Below are 16,483 nucleotides of genomic sequence, written 5' to 3'. Positions count from 1 at the left end.
TCGGTTTTCTCCGGGATGTCCCGCATGGCTTCACGACCACCACCGCGTTTCGTCGTGCGTCGGCACGATGACGTCGGTCACCGGCGGCGCTGGTGGTGGCTCAGCCTGGCCTGGCTGGGCAGTCTGTTGCTGGTCGGCCTGATCGTCGGCACCTGGACGCGGCGTGCCGCGCCAGCCGCCGTCGACCTCCGCCAGCAGCGCGCCTTGCAAGCCCGCATCGGCGAACTCGAACAACAGGTCGCCAACCTGCAGCGCGCCACCCAGGTCAATGACGTCGCCACCCGCTCCTTGCGCGGCACGCTGGCCCAACGCGAGGAAGAGCTCAACGGCCTGCGTGCCGACCTGGGTTTCTACGCACGGCTGGTCGGCGGCGATGCCCAGCGGCAGGGCCTGAAGTTGCAGGAGGTGAAACTGCAGCCGATCAGCGGTTCGCGCGGCTTGAATCTCACCCTCAGCCTGACCCAGAACGCGAAGCGCGGCGACGAGACCAGCGGCAACGCGACGGTCAGCGTGGAAGGGTTGCGCGGCGACAAAGTGATCAGCCTGGCATGGCCGGCGCTGGGCGATGCCACGCAGAAAGACGGCCTGCCTTTCCGCTTCATGTATTTCCAGCAATTGCACGGCACTATCGTGCTGCCGGCCGATTTCCGTCCCACGCGACTGCACATCCGCATCCAGCCGGCCGATGGCGAGCCGATCGAGCGTGCCGTCGCATGGGGTGCCGCGCTGAGCGGCAACATCACCACAGCCCAAGGGGATCACGATGCTCAACCGTAAGCGCAACGAGCGCAATCACACCAACCATGAGACCAGCTTGATCGCCCGCGGCACGGTGATCCGCGGCGATTTGCGTTTCAGCGGCGCGCTGCACCTGGACGGCCGCATCGAAGGCACCGTGCTGGGCGAAGGCGACGATGCCATGTTCACGCTCAGCGAGCATGGCCAGGTGCACGGCGAGATCCGCGTGCCGCAGGCGGTGATCAACGGCCACGTGACCGGCGACGTGTATGTCGGTGTCCGGCTGGAGCTCGCGCCACAGGCGCGAATCGACGGCGACCTGCGTTATCACACGATGGAAATGGCCGCTGGCGCGCAGGTCAACGGGCGCATCTCGCGCCAGATCGAGGAAGCTCAGCGCGAGTTGCCGGCGCCGGACGCCGAGCTCGACGAAGCTGTGCTCGCCTGAAGCGGTATGCTTGCGCTTGTCCGTCACGACCCCATCTAGATGATCATGGAAACTCTCGTCGCGATCCCCGATTACCGCAACAGCGGCGCGCCGCTGCTGTTCACTGCCGCCGCCGCGCACAAAGTGCATGAGCTGATCGCCGAAGAAGGCAATCCGGCATTGAAGCTGCGCGTGTATATCAGCGGCGGCGGCTGTTCGGGATTCCAGTACGGCTTCACCTTCGACGAAGCCCAGGCCGAGGACGACTTCGCAGTCGAGCGCGAGGGCGTGACCCTGCTGTGCGATCCGCTTTCGCTGCAATACCTGACCGGCGCGCAGATCGACTACGCCGAGAACCTCAGCGGCTCGCAGTTCGTCATCAGCAACCCCAACGCCAAGACCACCTGCGGCTGCGGCTCCTCGTTCTCCACCTGAGCGGATCGTTCCATGGATCGGGCCAAGCTGCCGCCTCCCAATACTTTCGCCGGGCTCAGCCTGATCCTCGACCGGATCGCCGAGCGGCGCGATGAATCCACGTGGATCGCCGAACAGGCGCGCTCGACCGAGGCGCGCTACCTGCTGTTGGATGCCGCCGGCGAAGCGTTCATGCACCGCGATCGCGAAGCGCTGCGTTGGCTCGACACCCATGAGCGCGCGCAATGGCTGGCCGACGTATCGACAACGCTGCTAGGCATCGCCGATCAGCGGCCGCATTTTCTGCTGGTGTTGGACGACGCCCATCGCATCGACGAACTGGAGAGCGCGCTCGACGCGCGCCGCATGAACCTGCGCAGCGCAGGCCTGCAGTTGGCGGCAGACGAGGCAGGCCTGTTCGCCTACGCCAAGGGTCTGGCGCACTGGCAACGAGAAACGCGTTATTGCGCCCGTTGCGGTGCGCCGCTGCAGCTGGTCGCCGCCGGACATCGCGCGCAATGCACCAACCCGGACTGCGCGCGCCTGCATTTCCCGCGCACCGATGCCGCCGTCATCATGCTGGTCGAACACGAAGGCGCCTGCCTGCTCGGCCGCCAGGCCGGCTGGCCACCCGGTCGTTACTCGACGCTGGCCGGTTTCGTCGAGCCGGGCGAATCGCTGGAAGACGCGGTGCGCCGCGAAGTGGCCGAGGAAGCCGGTGTCATCATCGATGAAGTGCGCTATCACTCCTCGCAACCTTGGCCAATGCCTGCCTCACTGATGGTCGGCTTCATAGCCACTGCGGTGTCGCGCCACATCGACATGCGCGACCAGGAACTGGAAGACGCGCGCTGGTTCACGCCGCAGCAGATCGTCGACGGCATCGCCGAAGGCAGCTTCGTGCCGTCTACCGCGCTGTCAGTGTCGTACCGTTTACTGGCGTATTGGCTGCAGCAACGCGCCGGGCTGGATCTGGATGAGTTGGCCGCGGCCGGCCCTTCCGGCTGATCCTGGTCCTGGTCCGGCGTGGCCGCCCGCTGTGCAACATCGACGCCGGCCTGCGGAATGAGTGATCCCTCGCATACAATGCACCGACTGCTTGCGAGTTCATTCCGTCATGGCCATCAGTCTGCTTACTGCCCTCATCGCCCTCGGCCTGCTGCATGTCATGCCACAGCTCGCACGCTGGCGCGGCGACGGCCTGTTTCGCCGCTGGGTGACGCAGCTGGCGGACACCAGTGGCAGCGGTCGCGTGGTGCTGGCCCTGCTGCTGCCGACAGTGTTGTGTGCGCTGCTATGGTGGATACTCGGCCACACCCCGCTGGGCGGGTTGCTGCAACTGCTGTTTTCGCTGGCCGTATTGCTCTACTGCTTCGGCCCACGCGAATTCGAGGCCGATCTGGAACTGATCCTGGGGGCTCCGGATGGCGCCAGCCGCGAGGCCGCGGCGCAGACGCTGGCCGACGACGGCTCTCCGATTGCATGGAACGCACCGGCCCTGGGCGTAGCGATCGCCTACGCCGCATTGCGCCGACGCTTCGCCGTGCTGCTGTGGTTCTTTCTGCTCGGCCCGGTCGGCGCGTTGCTGTACCGGCTCGCGCAGACACTGGCACGCAATGACTCGTTGCAACTCGACTCGAGTAGCGGCCGCGCTGCCCGTTATGTGGCCAATGCACTGGACTGGCTGCCGGCCCAGTTGCTGACTTTCACGCTGGCAATCGTCGGCCACTGGGACGCCGTGATCGGCGCCTGGCGGCGTTGGCACAGCCAGGCCGCGCCCACCAGCTGGTACAGCAGCGAGCCGGGCTTTCTTGGTGCCGCGGCGCAGGCCGATGTGCTGATCGACATCGAGGCCGGTGACGGTTATGCCGAGGAACACAGCGATCCATTGGCTGAGCTGTTGCGCCTGCGCGGCGCCTTGTTGCGCGCGTTGCTGGCGTGGTTGAGCGTGGTGGCGCTGATCGTGATTGGCGGCTGGCTCAGCTGAAGGCTCGAACGCGCGTGAGCTAAAGACGCATTGATTTTGCTCGTCATCCCGGAATCGCGAAGCGATATACAGGACCCAGTGCCTTTGTACATCAATGCATTACGCGAAAGGCACTAGATTCCCGCTTCGCGGGAATGACGAAAACAGAGATTGATCAAACCATCTCTAAGCCAGTTCGCCGCGCAGCTCGCGTACCCGCGCCTCCAGTGTCGTCGCCGTAACGTGCTCCGGCGTCAACGGCGCATCGACCACCCATTCCACCCTCGCACGAAAGCGCCGCGGCAGGCGTGCCCGACGCAGCATCGAGTCGCGCCGGCTCCACACGCTGCCCCACAGGCCGCGCAGCGCCATCGGTACCACCGGTACCGGTCGGCGCGCCAGGATCTTTTCAACGCCCGGACGAAACGGCGCGATCTCCCCATCGCCGGTCAACCCGCCTTCGGGAAAGATACAGACCACCTCGCCGGCGGCCAGAGCTTCATCGATCGCGTCATAAGCCTGTTGCAGTACAGCCGGATCTTCCTTGTAACCTGCGATCGGGATCGCCTTGGCCGTGCGGAACACGAAGCGCAGCAGGGGAATGTTGAAGATTTTGTAATACATCACGAAGCGCACTGGCCGTCGCAGGTTCGCCATCAGCAGCAGGGGATCCATGAAGCTGACGTGGTTGCACACCAATAGGGCCGCACCCTCTTCGGGAACGTTCTGCACGCCGTCCACGCGCAGCCGATACAGCGTGTTCACCAGCACCCAGGTGATGAAGCGCATCAAGAACTCAGGCACCAGGGTGAAGATGTACCAGGCCACCAGCACGTTGAGCAGTGATGCGGCAAGAAAGATCTGCGACGCGTCCATGCCGAGCGCGCCCAATCCCAGGCCGAAGCCGGCAGCCAGCACGATCAGCAGCGCGTTCAGGATGTTGGTGCCGGCGATGATCCGCGACAGCTTCTCGCTCGGCGCACGGGCCTGCACAAAAGCAAACAGCGGTACCACGTAGAAACCGGCGAACACGCCGATCAGAGTGAGGTCGAGCGCAATGCGCCAGCTGCCCGCACCCTTCAGGAACGCCAGCCAGTCCAACCCACGCGCTGACACCATGCCGTGCCGCGCGAAGTACAAATCGACCCCGAATGCGGTCAGCCCGAATGCGCCCAGCGGCACGAGGCCGATCTCCACCCGACGGCCCGACATTCGCTCGCACAGCAGCGCACCGACACCGGTACCGATCGAGAACAAAGTCAGCACCAGCGTGTTGACCGAACCGTCGCCGCCCAGCGTTTCGCGCGTGTAGATGGGCAGCTGTGCGATCAGCACCGTGCCGAAGAACCAGAACCACGAAATGCCAAGCACCGCGTTGAACACCGCGCGGTCGGCGCGGGTGATCGCCAACACGCGCGCCGTTTCACTGAACGGGTTCCAGTTGAAAGTGAGCTCCGGTGCGGTCGCCGGCGCAGGCGGAATCCGACGGCTGATCAGATAGCCGGCGACCGCCACCGCAATCGTGGCGCCCGATGCCAGCAATGGTCCGACGCCAGCCACGAGCATCAGCGAATTGCCGGCGATCATGCCCACCAGCATCGCCATCTGCGTGCCCATCTCCACCAGACCGTTGCCGCCAACCAGCTCTTCCGGCTTCAGCGCCTGCGGCAGGATCGCGTACTTGATCGGCCCGAACGTGGCCGAGTGCATGCCCATCATGAACAGCACGATCAGCAGCAGCGCAGTGTGGTGCGTATAGAAACCGTACGCGGCCAGCGCCATCGCGCCGATCTCGAACAGCTTCACGTAACGGATGATCCGGCTCTTCTCATACTTCTCGGCCAGTTGGCCGGCAGTAGCGGAGAACAGGAAAAACGGGATGATGAACAACGCCGGCGCCAGATTGGTGTAGAGCGACACCGTGCGGTCGCCCAGCCCCATCTGGAACGCCACCAGCATCACCAGAGCATTGCGGAATGCATTGTCATTGAAGGCACCCAGCGCCTGGGTCCAGAAGAACGGCGCAAAGCGCCGCTTGCCTAGCAGTGCGAATTGGCTCATGCGGCGTCCTGATTGGGGAGCTTTGGGTTTCGACTGCGCATCCTTGGCTAGGCGATTATGACCACAACAAAGTTGAAGGCACAACGCAAGCTGCCATGGCGCTTGAGCAACCAGAAGCCCGAATTTCGGCTTGAGTCAGCCAAGCTCGCTGCCACCCGTTTCGCGCGACATCAACGGCGCGATGCCTCTTACAAACCATACTGCAATTGCCGATTCCGACCCGCGATGTTCAAGGCAGGACATAAAAAACGCCGGAGCAGTGCTCCGGCGTTTCTGGACCTAACTTACATGTTGCTCAGCTTAGAAGTCGTAGCTAACGCCAAACCGAACGTAGCGCGGAGTCTGTGAATACCGCGTGCGGCCGAAGCCAGAGAGCTGGAAATCGTAGTACTGCGTGGCCCTCTGCTGGTCGAACAGATTGAGTACATCCACATTGAACGCCAACTTCTTGTCGGCAAAGTTCGGACGATACTCAAGACTAGCCGAAACCGTCTCGGTCCATGGCGTGTCACCCTGTGTACCCTTGGGAGCCGGCAGACCACTGCAATAATGGTAGTACGGGCCGGTGTAAGCAGGGTAGGTTCCGTCCGGGCCATACGCGCCCAGGCAGCTGTCCGGTGAGCCGGAAAGCACCGCAATATTGCCCGAGATCGTCCACTCCGGAAGGAACCGGTAGCTGCCGTAAATCTTCAGCTGATGCTTGCGATCATTGGCCAGACGGCCACCGGCGTACTCCATCAGGGTCGGGAAATCCCAGTCCACTGTCGCGGCAATATCGGACTGGCCGATATCCGAGCGTACCTGCCCCTCGGTGTTGCCGTAGCTCTTCGAGTAGGTGTAGTTGACTCGACCATACCAGGTGCCATCAAACGGATGCTCCAGGTACAGATTCGCGGCGTAATAGTTACGCTTGGCGTGGGGGAGACCCAGCTCCTTGCTGCTGAGATGCAGCTGCCCGTAGCCGCCATTGCCGTCAGGCAACTGGAACGTGGCTCCACGACCCGGATTGAAAAAGTAACAGCCGCGCAGGCCGGTCGTATCCAGCCCCTGTGCTTCTGCCGCAGCGAAGAACACCTCGTAATTGCAGGTGTCGTCAATCTCGTTCTTCAGGCTGCGATAGGTAAGCTTGGCGCCATAGGTCCAAGCATCACCAAACTTCTTGTCGAAGCCCAAGATGTACTCGTCTTGGTACTGCGCCGTCAACGACTTGGCAGTCACGGTGTTTGGATCAGGCGACTGGCCGTACTCGTTGTTCTCCGAGATCGGCACCCCTGGACCTTTAACGGTATCGATCGGGGTTATACCGGTCGGATAGCCGGTCACCGGATCGATCCCGGTGTAGTTGTAGTACTCCCGGGTGTACAGCGAACCGGACGCACCGCGCAGCGCCACGCTGGTGGGAAGCGCCAGATAGTAGCGACCCGCGTTGGCATAGACCTTAAAACTGGAATCACCGTTGACGTCCCAGCTGGCACCCAGTCGCGGTGCCCACTGCGGCTTGGTCTGGCGAATGTAAGCTTCGCCGTCGGCGTTGTAGTTGGTGAACTGGTCATTGCGCAGACCCAGTTTCAACAGCCAGCGGTCGTTAACCTGCCAGCTATCCTCGATGTACTGCGCGCGCTGGCTCACAGCGATCGACGCGGCCGTCTTGAAAACATACTTGTCGACAAAGTAGCCTTGTCCGTTCGGCGCCGAGACCTGACCGGCGAGAATCGGCGCGCCCGGCGCTACCTTCTGGTATTCCCACGCGTAGCCGGCATTGACCGGGATGAAATCGCCGTCGTTCAGATCCTGGGTGCGCTGGTTGTCGATACCCGCGGTGATCGAGTGATCGCCCAGCCTGTAGGTGAGATCGACGCGATAATTCGCGCCCTTGACCTTGTGCGACGGATCCGAGGTGGTCAGTACAGTCTGGTTATTGGTGATGCCCGCACCACCGCCCGAGTAGGCCGGGTTCTGGTCGGGACCACCAAGGATGGCGATCAGGCTGGGATCAAAGCCGGCACCAATATCGGTATAGATATCCGTGCTCTGCTCGCCGTACTGGGCGCTGAGCGTCAGATCGTCGGTGATGTAGCCGGTGTACTTGGCGATCCACATCGACGCCGCAGATTTGGTGTGCTGATCGGTGCCGTTGAAATCACCCGTGCTGTGGGTCGGGTAGTCGAACGCGTATTCATTGCCAGAGAAGCTGTGCGTGGTCGATGCCCCGGTCAATTCCAGAATATTGCTATCGTTGATATTCCAGTCTAGTTTGGTATACCACTTCGGATCACGGAATTCGCGATGGCTTATCTGGGCAGAGCTGGAGTTCGTGGAGGCGAGCTTGTCCGAGGTCTTGGCGCCTTCCACCGACGCGAACAAGAACAGCTTGTCCTTGATCAGAGGGCCGCCCACATACGCACTTTCGACCACAGTGGTGCCCCTGTTGGCACCGCGATATTGATAAACTTTGCCAGCTAAGGGGCTTGCCGCTGAATTCAGGATCGGATCCTGTTTCGCTTTGCCCCAGTCGGGGGAATACAGCACCTGCGCGCCGAAGTGCCACTCATTGGTGCCGCGCTTGCCAACCTGGTTGAGCACGCCGCCATCGGAACGACCGTAGGCCGCGCCGTAACCGCCAGAGAGCACTTCCAATTGCTCGATCGAGCCATAAGGCAGATCGATGCCGCCGAGACCGTTGAGCGGATCGGTCACGTTCATGCCATTGATGTAGTAAGCATTTTCGGTAACGCTTGCACCACCGAAGGACACCAATTGGTTGCCGGTTGGGCCTGTGAAAAAGCCGCTTCCGCTGACGGCGCCGGGAGCCAGCAGGGCGATTGCCTCGGTCGAACGGCCCAGCGGCAGCTGCTTCAGCTGCTCAGCCGTGATCACCGTGCGCGTGTCGACGGCGCTTACGTCGATGCTCGGCAGCGCGTTGGCCTGGACTGTGACCGCGGCGAGATTCTGCGGGTTCTCGCCAAAGGAAACCTCGGTACCCGAGCCTACGCGCAGGCTCACATTGGAACGCGAATCTACCATTTGGCCGTCGCGCTGCAACGTCACCGTATAGCTGCCGACCGGCAGGGTATCGATGTTGTAACGACCATCAGCACCGACCACTACCTGGCGGGTAACGCCCGTGGCGCCCTTAACGACGACCGTTTCACCGGCCTGCGCCTGACCGAAGATGCTGCCCGTCGTCGACTGCGCCATTGCGCCCGTACCTACTAGGCAGAGGCCGAGGCCTATCGCTAAAGATGTGCGACGCAACTGACGCGCTGTGAGAGATTTTTGTGAATTCATATTTGGTAACTCCCCAAAGTGAGCCCTAGACGTCCGGGCGCATGAAACTTTTTGTGTGTTCAAACATCCAACGGCGGCTGCCCAAGGCGTCACGCCTAGCTCTGTCCAGCCACATGATTTAATGTACGTTCCTGCGCTAGCTATAACGCAAGTTATTGCGACGTTAATTCAAGAAATCGCGAAGGTCAACACTTTCGTAACGTTATTTCGAAGGTTTATTCGCCTGACTTGGGTATAAGCTCGCGCTGTCCTCCTCACACTGCACATGGCGGCACCTCAGATGGGCACGCAAACAAGCTCTAACCCGCAAGGCGCGGGAACCTTTGCCGATCGCATCAAATTGCTGATTCAGCGCGTAGGGAGCGCTACGGAGATCGCCAGAATGTGCGGTTTCTCCGAAGGAGTGGTGCGCAGCTGGCGCGATGGCAACACGGACCCGTCGCGCGCGCGTTGCGTCACGCTGGCACGCACATTGGGTATTTCACTGGTCTGGTTGGTGGCGGGCGAGGGTACGCTGCAGGCCGACACCACGATTCCTGCGCTGGATGACCAGTACAGTTCGGAAAAAATGACCCCGCACCGAGCGCACCATCGAGCGGGCACGGATGACCACTCCGCAGGTGCGGCTGTCGACGCCCAGCGGCTGAACGCCGCCGTGCAGATCCTGCAATCGGAACTGAGTCTGGCCGGCAGTCAGCTTCGATTGTCGGAGAACACGGATCTACTGACGCAGCTCTATGAAATCCTCAGCCCTGGCGGCTCCCATGTGGATCCGATCGCCATGGTGACGTTCAATCACCAGCTGGCCGAGCGGATGCGCAAGGAACGCGGCGCCGCCTGACTCGGTGCATGCGCCCATAAAAAAGCGGCAGCCATGACGGCTGCCGCTTTTTTATGGTTCTCGTTCAGAGCAGGGCGATATCGGCGATGGCGCTGAACTGTGCCTTCAACTGCCCCAGCAGGGCCAGTCGGTTGGCACGTACGGCCGGATTGTCAGCGTTCACCAGTACGCTGTCGAAGAACGTATCCACCGGCGCCTGCAGCTGCGACAAGCGTGCGAGTACAGCGGTGTAGTCGCCTACGCCCAGCGCTTCGGCAGTTTCCCGCTGTGCGGAAGCCAACGCATCGGCCAGTTCGCGCTCGGCATCCGCCTCGAAATGCGCTGGGTCGACGACGCGGCCGGCGGCCGGTGTGCCGACCTCCTCTGCCTGCTTGCGCAGGATATTTGCGACGCGCTTGTTGGCGGCTGCCAGACTGAGCGCCTCCGGACGACGACCAAACTCGGCCACCGCGCGCAAGCGTCGGTCGAAATCGGCCAGGCTGCCCGGCTGCACCGCAAGCACCGCTTCGAACTGTGCGTTGTCGAAACCCTGTTCGGCGTAATAGCCGCGCATGCGATCGAGCACGAAGTCATAGAGCTCGTCGACCAGGATGGCCCGCCGCTGACCCGCATTCAGCGCTGGCGGGCGGCCGTCCTTGCCGGGTTTCAGCCCCGCCGCCAGCGCGCTGTCAGGCAGTAGCTCCAGCGCTTCGACCAGGCTTCCGCGCAGATCCAGATCCAGGTTCGCCTCGATCAGAGTACGCGCCAAGCCCAGCGCGGCGCGGCGCAGGGCAAAGGGATCCTTGTTGCCACCCGGCTTCATGCCGATGGCGAAAATACCGGCCAGAGTGTCCAGCCGTTCGGCCACGGCCAGTACCTGGCCGAGCTTGCCGGCAGCGATGGCATCACCGCCGAAACGCGGCTGGTAGTAGCTGTCCAACGCCTCAGCCACTTCCGCCGGTTCACCGTGATGGCTGGCGTAATAACGTCCCATCACGCCTTGCAGCTCGGGAAATTCGCCGACCATGCGGGTCAGCAGGTCGCACTTGCTCAAGCTCGCGGCGCGGGTAGCCGCAGCGGCATCGACGCCAACGCGGTTGGCGATGATCCGGGCCAGCTCGGCCACACGCACGCTCTTGTCCCACAAACTACCCAGTGCCTGCTGGTAGGTGACGCTCTTGAGCTGTTCCTGATAGCTGGCCAGCGGCGTCTTCAGATCCTCGTCCCAGAAGAACTTGGCGTCGGCGAAGCGCGGCCGGATCACTCGTTCGTAGCCCTTGCGGATCTCGCGCGGATCCTTGCTGTCGATGTTGGCGATACCGATGAAATGCTCGGTCAACTTGCCATCAGCATCGAACACCGGCACGAATTTCTGGTTCGCCACCATAGTGGTGACCAATGCTTCAGGCGGCACGCTGAGAAACTCGCGCTCGAAGGTGCAGGCGATCGCCACCGGCCATTCCGTGAGGTTGGCCAACTCGCTGAGCAGCGCGTCATCCAGTCGCGGCACGCCGCCGGTCTGTTCTGCCGCCAGCGCGACCTGCGCGCGAATACGCTCACGTCGCTCTTGTGGATCGGCTAGTACGTTGGAGGCGCGCATCGCATCCAGCCAGCCGTCCGCATCAGCTACATGCACCGGTTGCGGGTGCATGAAACGATGGCCACGCGATTTGCGGCCGCTCCGCAGACCCAGCACTTCGCCGTCGATGATCTCGGCGCCATGCAGGACTACCAGCCAATGCACCGGACGCACGAAACTGTAGTCGTGATCGGCCCAGCGCATCGGCCGGGGAATCGGCAGCGCCTTCAGCGCTTCATCAATGATTTCAGGCAACAACAAGGCCACCGCCTGGCCCGGCTTGAGCGTGCGCCAGACGAACCACGCGCCCTTGTCCGTTTCCAGCTTTTCCAGTTGCCCGACCTCGACGCCGCAGGATTGCGCAAAACCCAGCAGCGCCTTGGACGGCTGACCCTCGGCATCGAGCGCGGCATTCAGTGCCGGACCACGACGCTCGATCGCCTGCGCGGGCTGGGCGATTGCGACACCCGGAACATATACGGCCAGGCGACGGGGCGACGCATAGGCCTGTGCCAGATCCAACTCGGCAACGACCCCGCGCTTGGCCAGACCATCGCAGATGCCGCGCAGGAAGGCCGTGGAAAGTTCGTCCAGTGCCTTCGGCGGCAGTTCCTCGGTGCCCAGTTCGATCAACAGCGGCTTGTGCTCAGCCATGGGCCAGCTCCTTCGCTTGCTTCAGACCCGGAAAACCGAGTTTCTCGCGCTGTGCCACATAGGTTTCGGCCACGCTGCGCGACAGCGTGCGCACGCGCAAAATGTAACGCTGGCGCTCGGTGACGCTGATCGCACGGCGCGCATCGAGCAGGTTGAAAGTGTGGCTGGCCTTCATGACCTGCTCGTAGGCAGGCAGCGGGAGGTTTGCCGCGATCAGCTGGTTTGCGGTGGCCTCGCATACGTCGAACCATCGCAGAAGCTCCGGCACATTCGCGTACTCGAAGTTGTAAGTGCTCTGCTCGACTTCGTTCTGATGGAACACGTCGCCATAGGTCACTGCACCGCGCGGGCCGTCGGTCCAGATCAGGTCGTAGACGTTGTCCACGTTCTGCAGGTACATCGCCAGTCGCTCCAGGCCATAAGTGATCTCCCCGGTTACCGGGCGACACTCGAGTCCGCCAGCCTGCTGGAAGTAGGTGAACTGGGTCACCTCCATGCCGTTCAGCCACACTTCCCAGCCCAGACCCCACGCACCGAGCGTCGGCGATTCCCAATTGTCCTCGACGAAACGCAGGTCATGTACCAGCGGATCGAGGCCGAGTTCCTTCAGCGAGCCGATGTACAGATCGAGGATGTTTTCCGGATTCGGTTTCATCACCACCTGGTACTGGTAGTAATGCTGCAGGCGGTTCGGATTCTCGCCGTAACGCCCGTCGGTGGGCCGGCGCGAGGGCTGCACATAGGCCGCCGCCCACGGTTCGGGACCGAGTGCGCGCAGAAAGGTGGCGGGGTGGAACGTACCGGCGCCGACCTCGGTGTCGAGCGGCTGCAACAGCACACAACCCTGCGCCGCCCAGTAGCGGTTGAGGGTCTGGATCACATCCTGGAAGGTGCGCGCGGACATGGCTTTCCGTGACCTTGGGTAAAGCGCGTTAGTATAGCCGTTGCTTGCTTTCCCACTGGGTTGAGAGCCGGCGAAAGCACCACGGGGACATATCCGGATGGCCGCATCACCACAAATCGCATCCTTGCTGGGCCGTCGTGGCCGCCTGGAACTGGACGATCTGCTGGCCGCGCTGGTGGTCGACGGTTACCTGCTCGCCGAAGACGCCAAGCAGGTGCGCATGGGTGCTCGCGCCGGACGCAGCACCGTGGAGTTGCACCCGCTGGTGCTGATCGCGAACGCCAAACTGCCGAACCAGCACGGCACCGGCCGCCCGCTGAGCCTGGAGGGCCTGACCGAATGGCTGGCCGGTCACGCCGGCTTGCCGTACCTGAAAATCGATCCGATGAAGATCAATGTCGCCTCGGTGACCCAGGTGGTGAGCCATGCCTACGCCAAGCGACACCGGATCCTGCCGATCGCGGTCGCGCCGGGCGAGGCGACATTTGCCACCAGTGAACCGTTTGACGCGGGCTGGGCTCCCGATCTGGCGCAGATGCTACGGCGGGACATCAAGCGTGTCGTGTCGAGCCCCGTCGACATCAACCGCTACCTGCAGGAGTTTTACGGCGTCCAGCGTTCGATCCAGCTGGCGCACGATGCCAAGACCGGCAGCGACAGCTCCGCCGCGATTCTCAACTTCGAGCAGCTGGTCGAGCTGGGCAAGAGCGGCGAGGTCGGGGCCGATGACCGCCATGTGGTGCACATCGTCGACTGGCTGCTGCAGTACGCGTTCGAACAACGCGCCTCGGACATCCATCTGGAACCACGCCGCGACACCGGGCATATCCGCTTCCGCATCGACGGCATCATGCAGAAGGTGTTCGAGCTGCCCGCACCCGTGATGACCGCGGTGACCGCCCGCATCAAGATCCTGGCGCGCATGGACGTGGCCGAAAAGCGCCGCCCGCAGGACGGTCGCATCAAGACCCGCTCTGCTTCCGGCCGCGAGGTGGAGCTGCGCATCTCGAACATGCCCACCGCGTTCGGCGAAAAGGTGGTGATGCGTATTTTCGATCCGGACCTGGTGGTCAAGGACTTCGCCCAACTCGGCTTCTCGCCCGGCGAGAGCGCCAACTGGCGCAGCATGGTCGAGCGACCGCACGGCATCGTACTGGTCACCGGCCCGACCGGCTCGGGCAAGACCACCACGCTGTATTCCACGCTGAAGCACCTGGCTACACCGGAACTCAACGTGTGCACGGTAGAAGACCCGATCGAGATGGTCTCGCCCGAGTTCAACCAGATGCAGGTGCATGCCGCGATCGACCTGGATTTCGCCGCGGGTGTGCGCACTTTGCTGCGCCAGGATCCGGACATCATCATGGTCGGCGAGATCCGCGACCTGGAAACCGCGCAGATGGCGGTGCAGGCCTCGCTCACCGGCCATCTGGTGCTGTCCACCTTGCACACCAACGATGCACCGAGCGCGGTCACCCGCCTGCTCGATCTGGGCGTACCGCATTATCTGATCCAGTCCACCCTGACCGGCGTGGTGGCACAGCGACTCGTGCGCACGCTGTGCCCGCACTGCAAGCGGGCGACGACACAGGACCCGCAGGCGTGGACCGTGCTCACCCACGGCTGGACGATACCGCTGCCGCCGCAGGTGTTCGAGCCGGTTGGTTGTCTGGAATGTCGCAACACCGGCTTCATGGGGCGTACCGGCATCTACGAAATGATGAAGTTGTCGCCCCGGTTGCGCGGACTGATTTCGGCCCAGCTCGATTTGAGCGGTTTCGGTCAGGCAGCGCTGTCCGAAGGTATGCGCCCGTTACGTATTTCCGCTGCCGACCAGGTGGCTGCCGGGCTGACTACCGTGCAGGAAATCCTCACTGTATTGCCGCCGATTGACGCATTCGACGATACTCAGCCGTAAAGACGTCCAAATCATCCACCGCCGATTCTCTGCATGAAGCCCGTATTGATCATCCGCACCGGCCGCGCGCCGGATACCATTCGTGCCCGTCATGGCGATTTTCCCCACTGGTTCCGGCTCGGCGCAGGGTTACACGCGCGTCAGTTACTGATTGTCGATGTCGCGGCGGGCGAAGTGCTGCCGCCGCCGCAGGAAATCGCCGGCGCCATGATCACCGGCTCGGCGGCCATGGTCACCGAGCGCGCGGCGTGGAGCGAACGTACCGCCGGCTGGATTCGCGATGCGATGGATGTCGAGCTGCCGCTGTTCGGCGTCTGCTACGGCCACCAATTGATGGCGCATGCGCTGGGTGGACGTGTCGATTACCTGTCCGGTGGACGCGAAATCGGCACTCAGCCGATCGCGTTGTCGCCCGCCGCCGCGCACGATCCGCTGGCCCACACGCTGCCGGCCAGCTTTCGTGCACACACCACGCACGAACAAAGTGTGCTCGAACCACCGCACGGGTCTGCCGTGCTGGCCAGTTCGGCACGCGATCCGCACCAATTGCTGCGCTACGGCCCAAGTGCGATCAGCGCGCAGTTCCACCCGGAATTCAATGCGGAAGTGATGCGTGCCTATATCAAGCGCAAGCATGCCGACATGCGAAAAGAAGGTACTGATCCCTTGCGGATATTCAACGCGGTGGCAGCGACACCAGTCGCCCGCCGGCTTCTGCGCCAGTTTTCCCGTCGGCACGGCTGGAGCGCCACTGCCTGAAGATGGGTTTCCGTGTTCAGCCGCGCAAACGGCGCGCAATCGAATCGCGTGAAAACAGTGCAAACACCAGACCAAACAGAAAGCCGCCTATGTGCGCCCACCACACATAGGCGCCATAGCTCGGCCCTGCGTAGCTGAACAGCAATTGCAGCAGCACCCAGATGCCGATCAGCAGGAACGCCGGCACGCGAACGAACTCCAGATACAAGCCCAGCGGCAATACCAAGCCCAGCTTGGCTCGCGGAAATAACGCAACATACGTGCCCACTACGGCCGACACCGCACCGCTGCAACCGATAATGGGAAGACGCACGCCAGTCAGCGACAGCGCACCAATCAGGTTCGCCACAATGCCGCCGATCACGAAGAGCAGCAGGAATCGCAAGGAGCCCAGTGCGCGCTCGCCCGGCAGTCCAAAGATCACCAGAAATAGCAGGTTGCTGAGCAAGTGCAGCCACGTGACATGAATGAACAGCGCGGTGAACAATCGCAGCAAGGCCGTGTCGGTCAACTGCGGCAGCAGCGCTTCATGCGGGTCGAAAATATTCGCCGGTACCGTGCCCCATTCCAACAGAAATGAAATCCGTTGCGGCGGCGGAGTCAATGCCAAGCCAACAAAGCACACCACGCAGACAGTCACCACTAGCAAGGTTGCCCAATGCCAACGGGGACGACGACGCGTTTCGACGTGAACAAACAAGAGCCGCTCCCTCAGGCGCCGACTGGACGCAGCGCACTCGCCATCATAGGTGATGATGGACAGACGGGGTTCTTGATGCGGCCTGCAAAAGCAAATCCCGATGAACGTGCGGGATGTCCGGGATTAAAGCCCCGGGCAAGCTAAGTTGTCGCGCTCGCGTTCGTCGCCGCCGTCGTCCAGACAAGAAAAAACCCCCACCGTTTCGGGTGGAGGTTTTTAGGGATAAAGCCCCTGGCGGTGACCTACTCTTGCATG

The 16,483-nt window shown here is 62.6% G+C and carries 13 protein-coding genes; 8 read left to right on the top strand and 5 right to left on the bottom strand.

Annotated features, from left to right (window positions below):
* Positions 1-24 precede the first annotated feature (24 nt).
* The 5 genes from BUA26_RS16615 (at position 25) to BUA26_RS16595 (ending at position 3,566) form a co-directional block, all read left to right on the top strand.
* A complete protein-coding gene (locus BUA26_RS16615; RefSeq protein ID WP_072762236.1) occupies positions 25-777 on the top strand; it encodes a DUF6776 family protein in 753 nt (250 codons plus the stop codon).
* Complete coding sequence (locus BUA26_RS16610; protein ID WP_072762015.1) at positions 764-1,186, top strand: bactofilin family protein; 423 nt, start codon at positions 764-766, stop codon at positions 1,184-1,186. The genes BUA26_RS16615 and BUA26_RS16610 overlap by 14 nt, the downstream gene beginning before the upstream one ends.
* Positions 1,187-1,231: 45 nt before the next feature.
* Positions 1,232-1,600 (top strand): iron-sulfur cluster insertion protein ErpA, encoded by a 369-nt coding sequence (gene erpA / locus BUA26_RS16605; protein ID WP_072762235.1) that lies wholly within the window; start codon positions 1,232-1,234, stop codon positions 1,598-1,600.
* A 12-nt stretch (positions 1,601-1,612) separates the two neighbouring features.
* A complete protein-coding gene (nudC, locus tag BUA26_RS16600; RefSeq protein ID WP_072762014.1) occupies positions 1,613-2,587 on the top strand; it encodes an NAD(+) diphosphatase in 975 nt (324 codons plus the stop codon).
* 109 nt (positions 2,588-2,696) lie between these two features.
* Positions 2,697-3,566: a beta-lactamase induction protein gene (locus tag BUA26_RS16595; protein WP_072762013.1), complete on the top strand. Its 870-nt coding sequence runs from the start codon at positions 2,697-2,699 to the stop codon at positions 3,564-3,566.
* A 165-nt stretch (positions 3,567-3,731) separates the two neighbouring features.
* Here the strand turns inward: BUA26_RS16595 and BUA26_RS16590 are convergent, their stop codons facing one another.
* Both BUA26_RS16590 and BUA26_RS16585 read right to left on the bottom strand, forming a co-directional pair.
* Entirely contained in the window at positions 3,732-5,606 is a 1,875-nt protein-coding gene (locus tag BUA26_RS16590) for an MFS transporter (protein WP_072762012.1), read from the bottom strand.
* 300 nt (positions 5,607-5,906) lie between these two features.
* Positions 5,907-8,894, bottom strand: coding sequence for a TonB-dependent receptor (locus BUA26_RS16585; RefSeq protein WP_072762011.1), 2,988 nt, complete (start codon positions 8,892-8,894; stop codon positions 5,907-5,909).
* A gap of 280 nt (positions 8,895-9,174) precedes the next feature.
* Here BUA26_RS16585 and BUA26_RS16580 point away from each other — a divergent pair, with 280 nt between their 5' ends.
* Positions 9,175-9,735 carry a helix-turn-helix domain-containing protein gene (locus BUA26_RS16580; protein ID WP_072762010.1) on the top strand — a complete coding sequence of 187 codons (561 nt, stop codon included), beginning with the start codon at positions 9,175-9,177 and terminating at the stop codon, positions 9,733-9,735.
* Positions 9,736-9,799: 64 nt separating this feature from the next.
* Here BUA26_RS16580 and glyS read toward each other — a convergent pair whose 3' ends face one another.
* Together glyS and glyQ are read right to left on the bottom strand one after the other, a co-directional pair.
* Complete coding sequence (glyS, locus tag BUA26_RS16575; RefSeq protein WP_072762009.1) at positions 9,800-11,947, bottom strand: glycine--tRNA ligase subunit beta; 2,148 nt, start codon at positions 11,945-11,947, stop codon at positions 9,800-9,802.
* Complete coding sequence (glyQ, locus tag BUA26_RS16570; protein ID WP_072762008.1) at positions 11,940-12,851, bottom strand: glycine--tRNA ligase subunit alpha; 912 nt, start codon at positions 12,849-12,851, stop codon at positions 11,940-11,942. Before glyQ ends, glyS begins: the two co-directional genes overlap by 8 nt.
* A gap of 97 nt (positions 12,852-12,948) precedes the next feature.
* Here glyQ and BUA26_RS16565 point away from each other — a divergent pair, with 97 nt between their 5' ends.
* Both BUA26_RS16565 and BUA26_RS16560 read left to right on the top strand, forming a co-directional pair.
* Positions 12,949-14,769 (top strand): type IV pilus assembly ATPase TfpB, encoded by a 1,821-nt coding sequence (locus BUA26_RS16565; RefSeq protein ID WP_072762007.1) that lies wholly within the window; start codon positions 12,949-12,951, stop codon positions 14,767-14,769.
* Positions 14,770-14,802: 33 nt separating this feature from the next.
* A complete protein-coding gene (locus BUA26_RS16560; RefSeq protein ID WP_072762006.1) occupies positions 14,803-15,528 on the top strand; it encodes a glutamine amidotransferase in 726 nt (241 codons plus the stop codon).
* Between the two features lie 16 nt (positions 15,529-15,544).
* Here BUA26_RS16560 and BUA26_RS16555 read toward each other — a convergent pair whose 3' ends face one another.
* Positions 15,545-16,228: a rhomboid family intramembrane serine protease gene (locus tag BUA26_RS16555; protein ID WP_072762005.1), complete on the bottom strand. Its 684-nt coding sequence runs from the start codon at positions 16,226-16,228 to the stop codon at positions 15,545-15,547.
* Positions 16,229-16,483 lie beyond the last annotated feature (255 nt).

Source organism: Rhodanobacter sp. OK091 (assembly GCF_900142825.1).
GTDB lineage: Bacteria > Pseudomonadota > Gammaproteobacteria > Xanthomonadales > Rhodanobacteraceae > Rhodanobacter.
The sequence above is the reverse complement of the archived record's forward strand: the minus strand, read 5'-3'. Positions and strand labels throughout refer to the sequence as shown.

Excerpts from the sequence above, each read along its gene's own strand:
- BUA26_RS16615 (WP_072762236.1), top strand. The coding sequence starts at position 25 with ATGGCTTCACGACCACCACCGCGTTTCGTCGTGCGTCGGCACGATGAC.
- BUA26_RS16610 (WP_072762015.1), top strand. The coding sequence starts at position 764 with ATGCTCAACCGTAAGCGCAACGAGCGCAATCACACCAACCATGAGACC.
- erpA (WP_072762235.1), top strand. The coding sequence starts at position 1,232 with ATGGAAACTCTCGTCGCGATCCCCGATTACCGCAACAGCGGCGCGCCG.
- nudC (WP_072762014.1), top strand. The coding sequence starts at position 1,613 with ATGGATCGGGCCAAGCTGCCGCCTCCCAATACTTTCGCCGGGCTCAGC.
- BUA26_RS16595 (WP_072762013.1), top strand. The coding sequence starts at position 2,697 with ATGGCCATCAGTCTGCTTACTGCCCTCATCGCCCTCGGCCTGCTGCAT.
- BUA26_RS16590 (WP_072762012.1), bottom strand. The coding sequence starts at position 5,606 with ATGAGCCAATTCGCACTGCTAGGCAAGCGGCGCTTTGCGCCGTTCTTC.
- BUA26_RS16585 (WP_072762011.1), bottom strand. The coding sequence starts at position 8,894 with ATGAATTCACAAAAATCTCTCACAGCGCGTCAGTTGCGTCGCACATCT.
- BUA26_RS16580 (WP_072762010.1), top strand. The coding sequence starts at position 9,175 with ATGGGCACGCAAACAAGCTCTAACCCGCAAGGCGCGGGAACCTTTGCC.
- glyS (WP_072762009.1), bottom strand. The coding sequence starts at position 11,947 with ATGGCTGAGCACAAGCCGCTGTTGATCGAACTGGGCACCGAGGAACTG.
- glyQ (WP_072762008.1), bottom strand. The coding sequence starts at position 12,851 with ATGTCCGCGCGCACCTTCCAGGATGTGATCCAGACCCTCAACCGCTAC.
- BUA26_RS16565 (WP_072762007.1), top strand. The coding sequence starts at position 12,949 with ATGGCCGCATCACCACAAATCGCATCCTTGCTGGGCCGTCGTGGCCGC.
- BUA26_RS16560 (WP_072762006.1), top strand. The coding sequence starts at position 14,803 with ATGAAGCCCGTATTGATCATCCGCACCGGCCGCGCGCCGGATACCATT.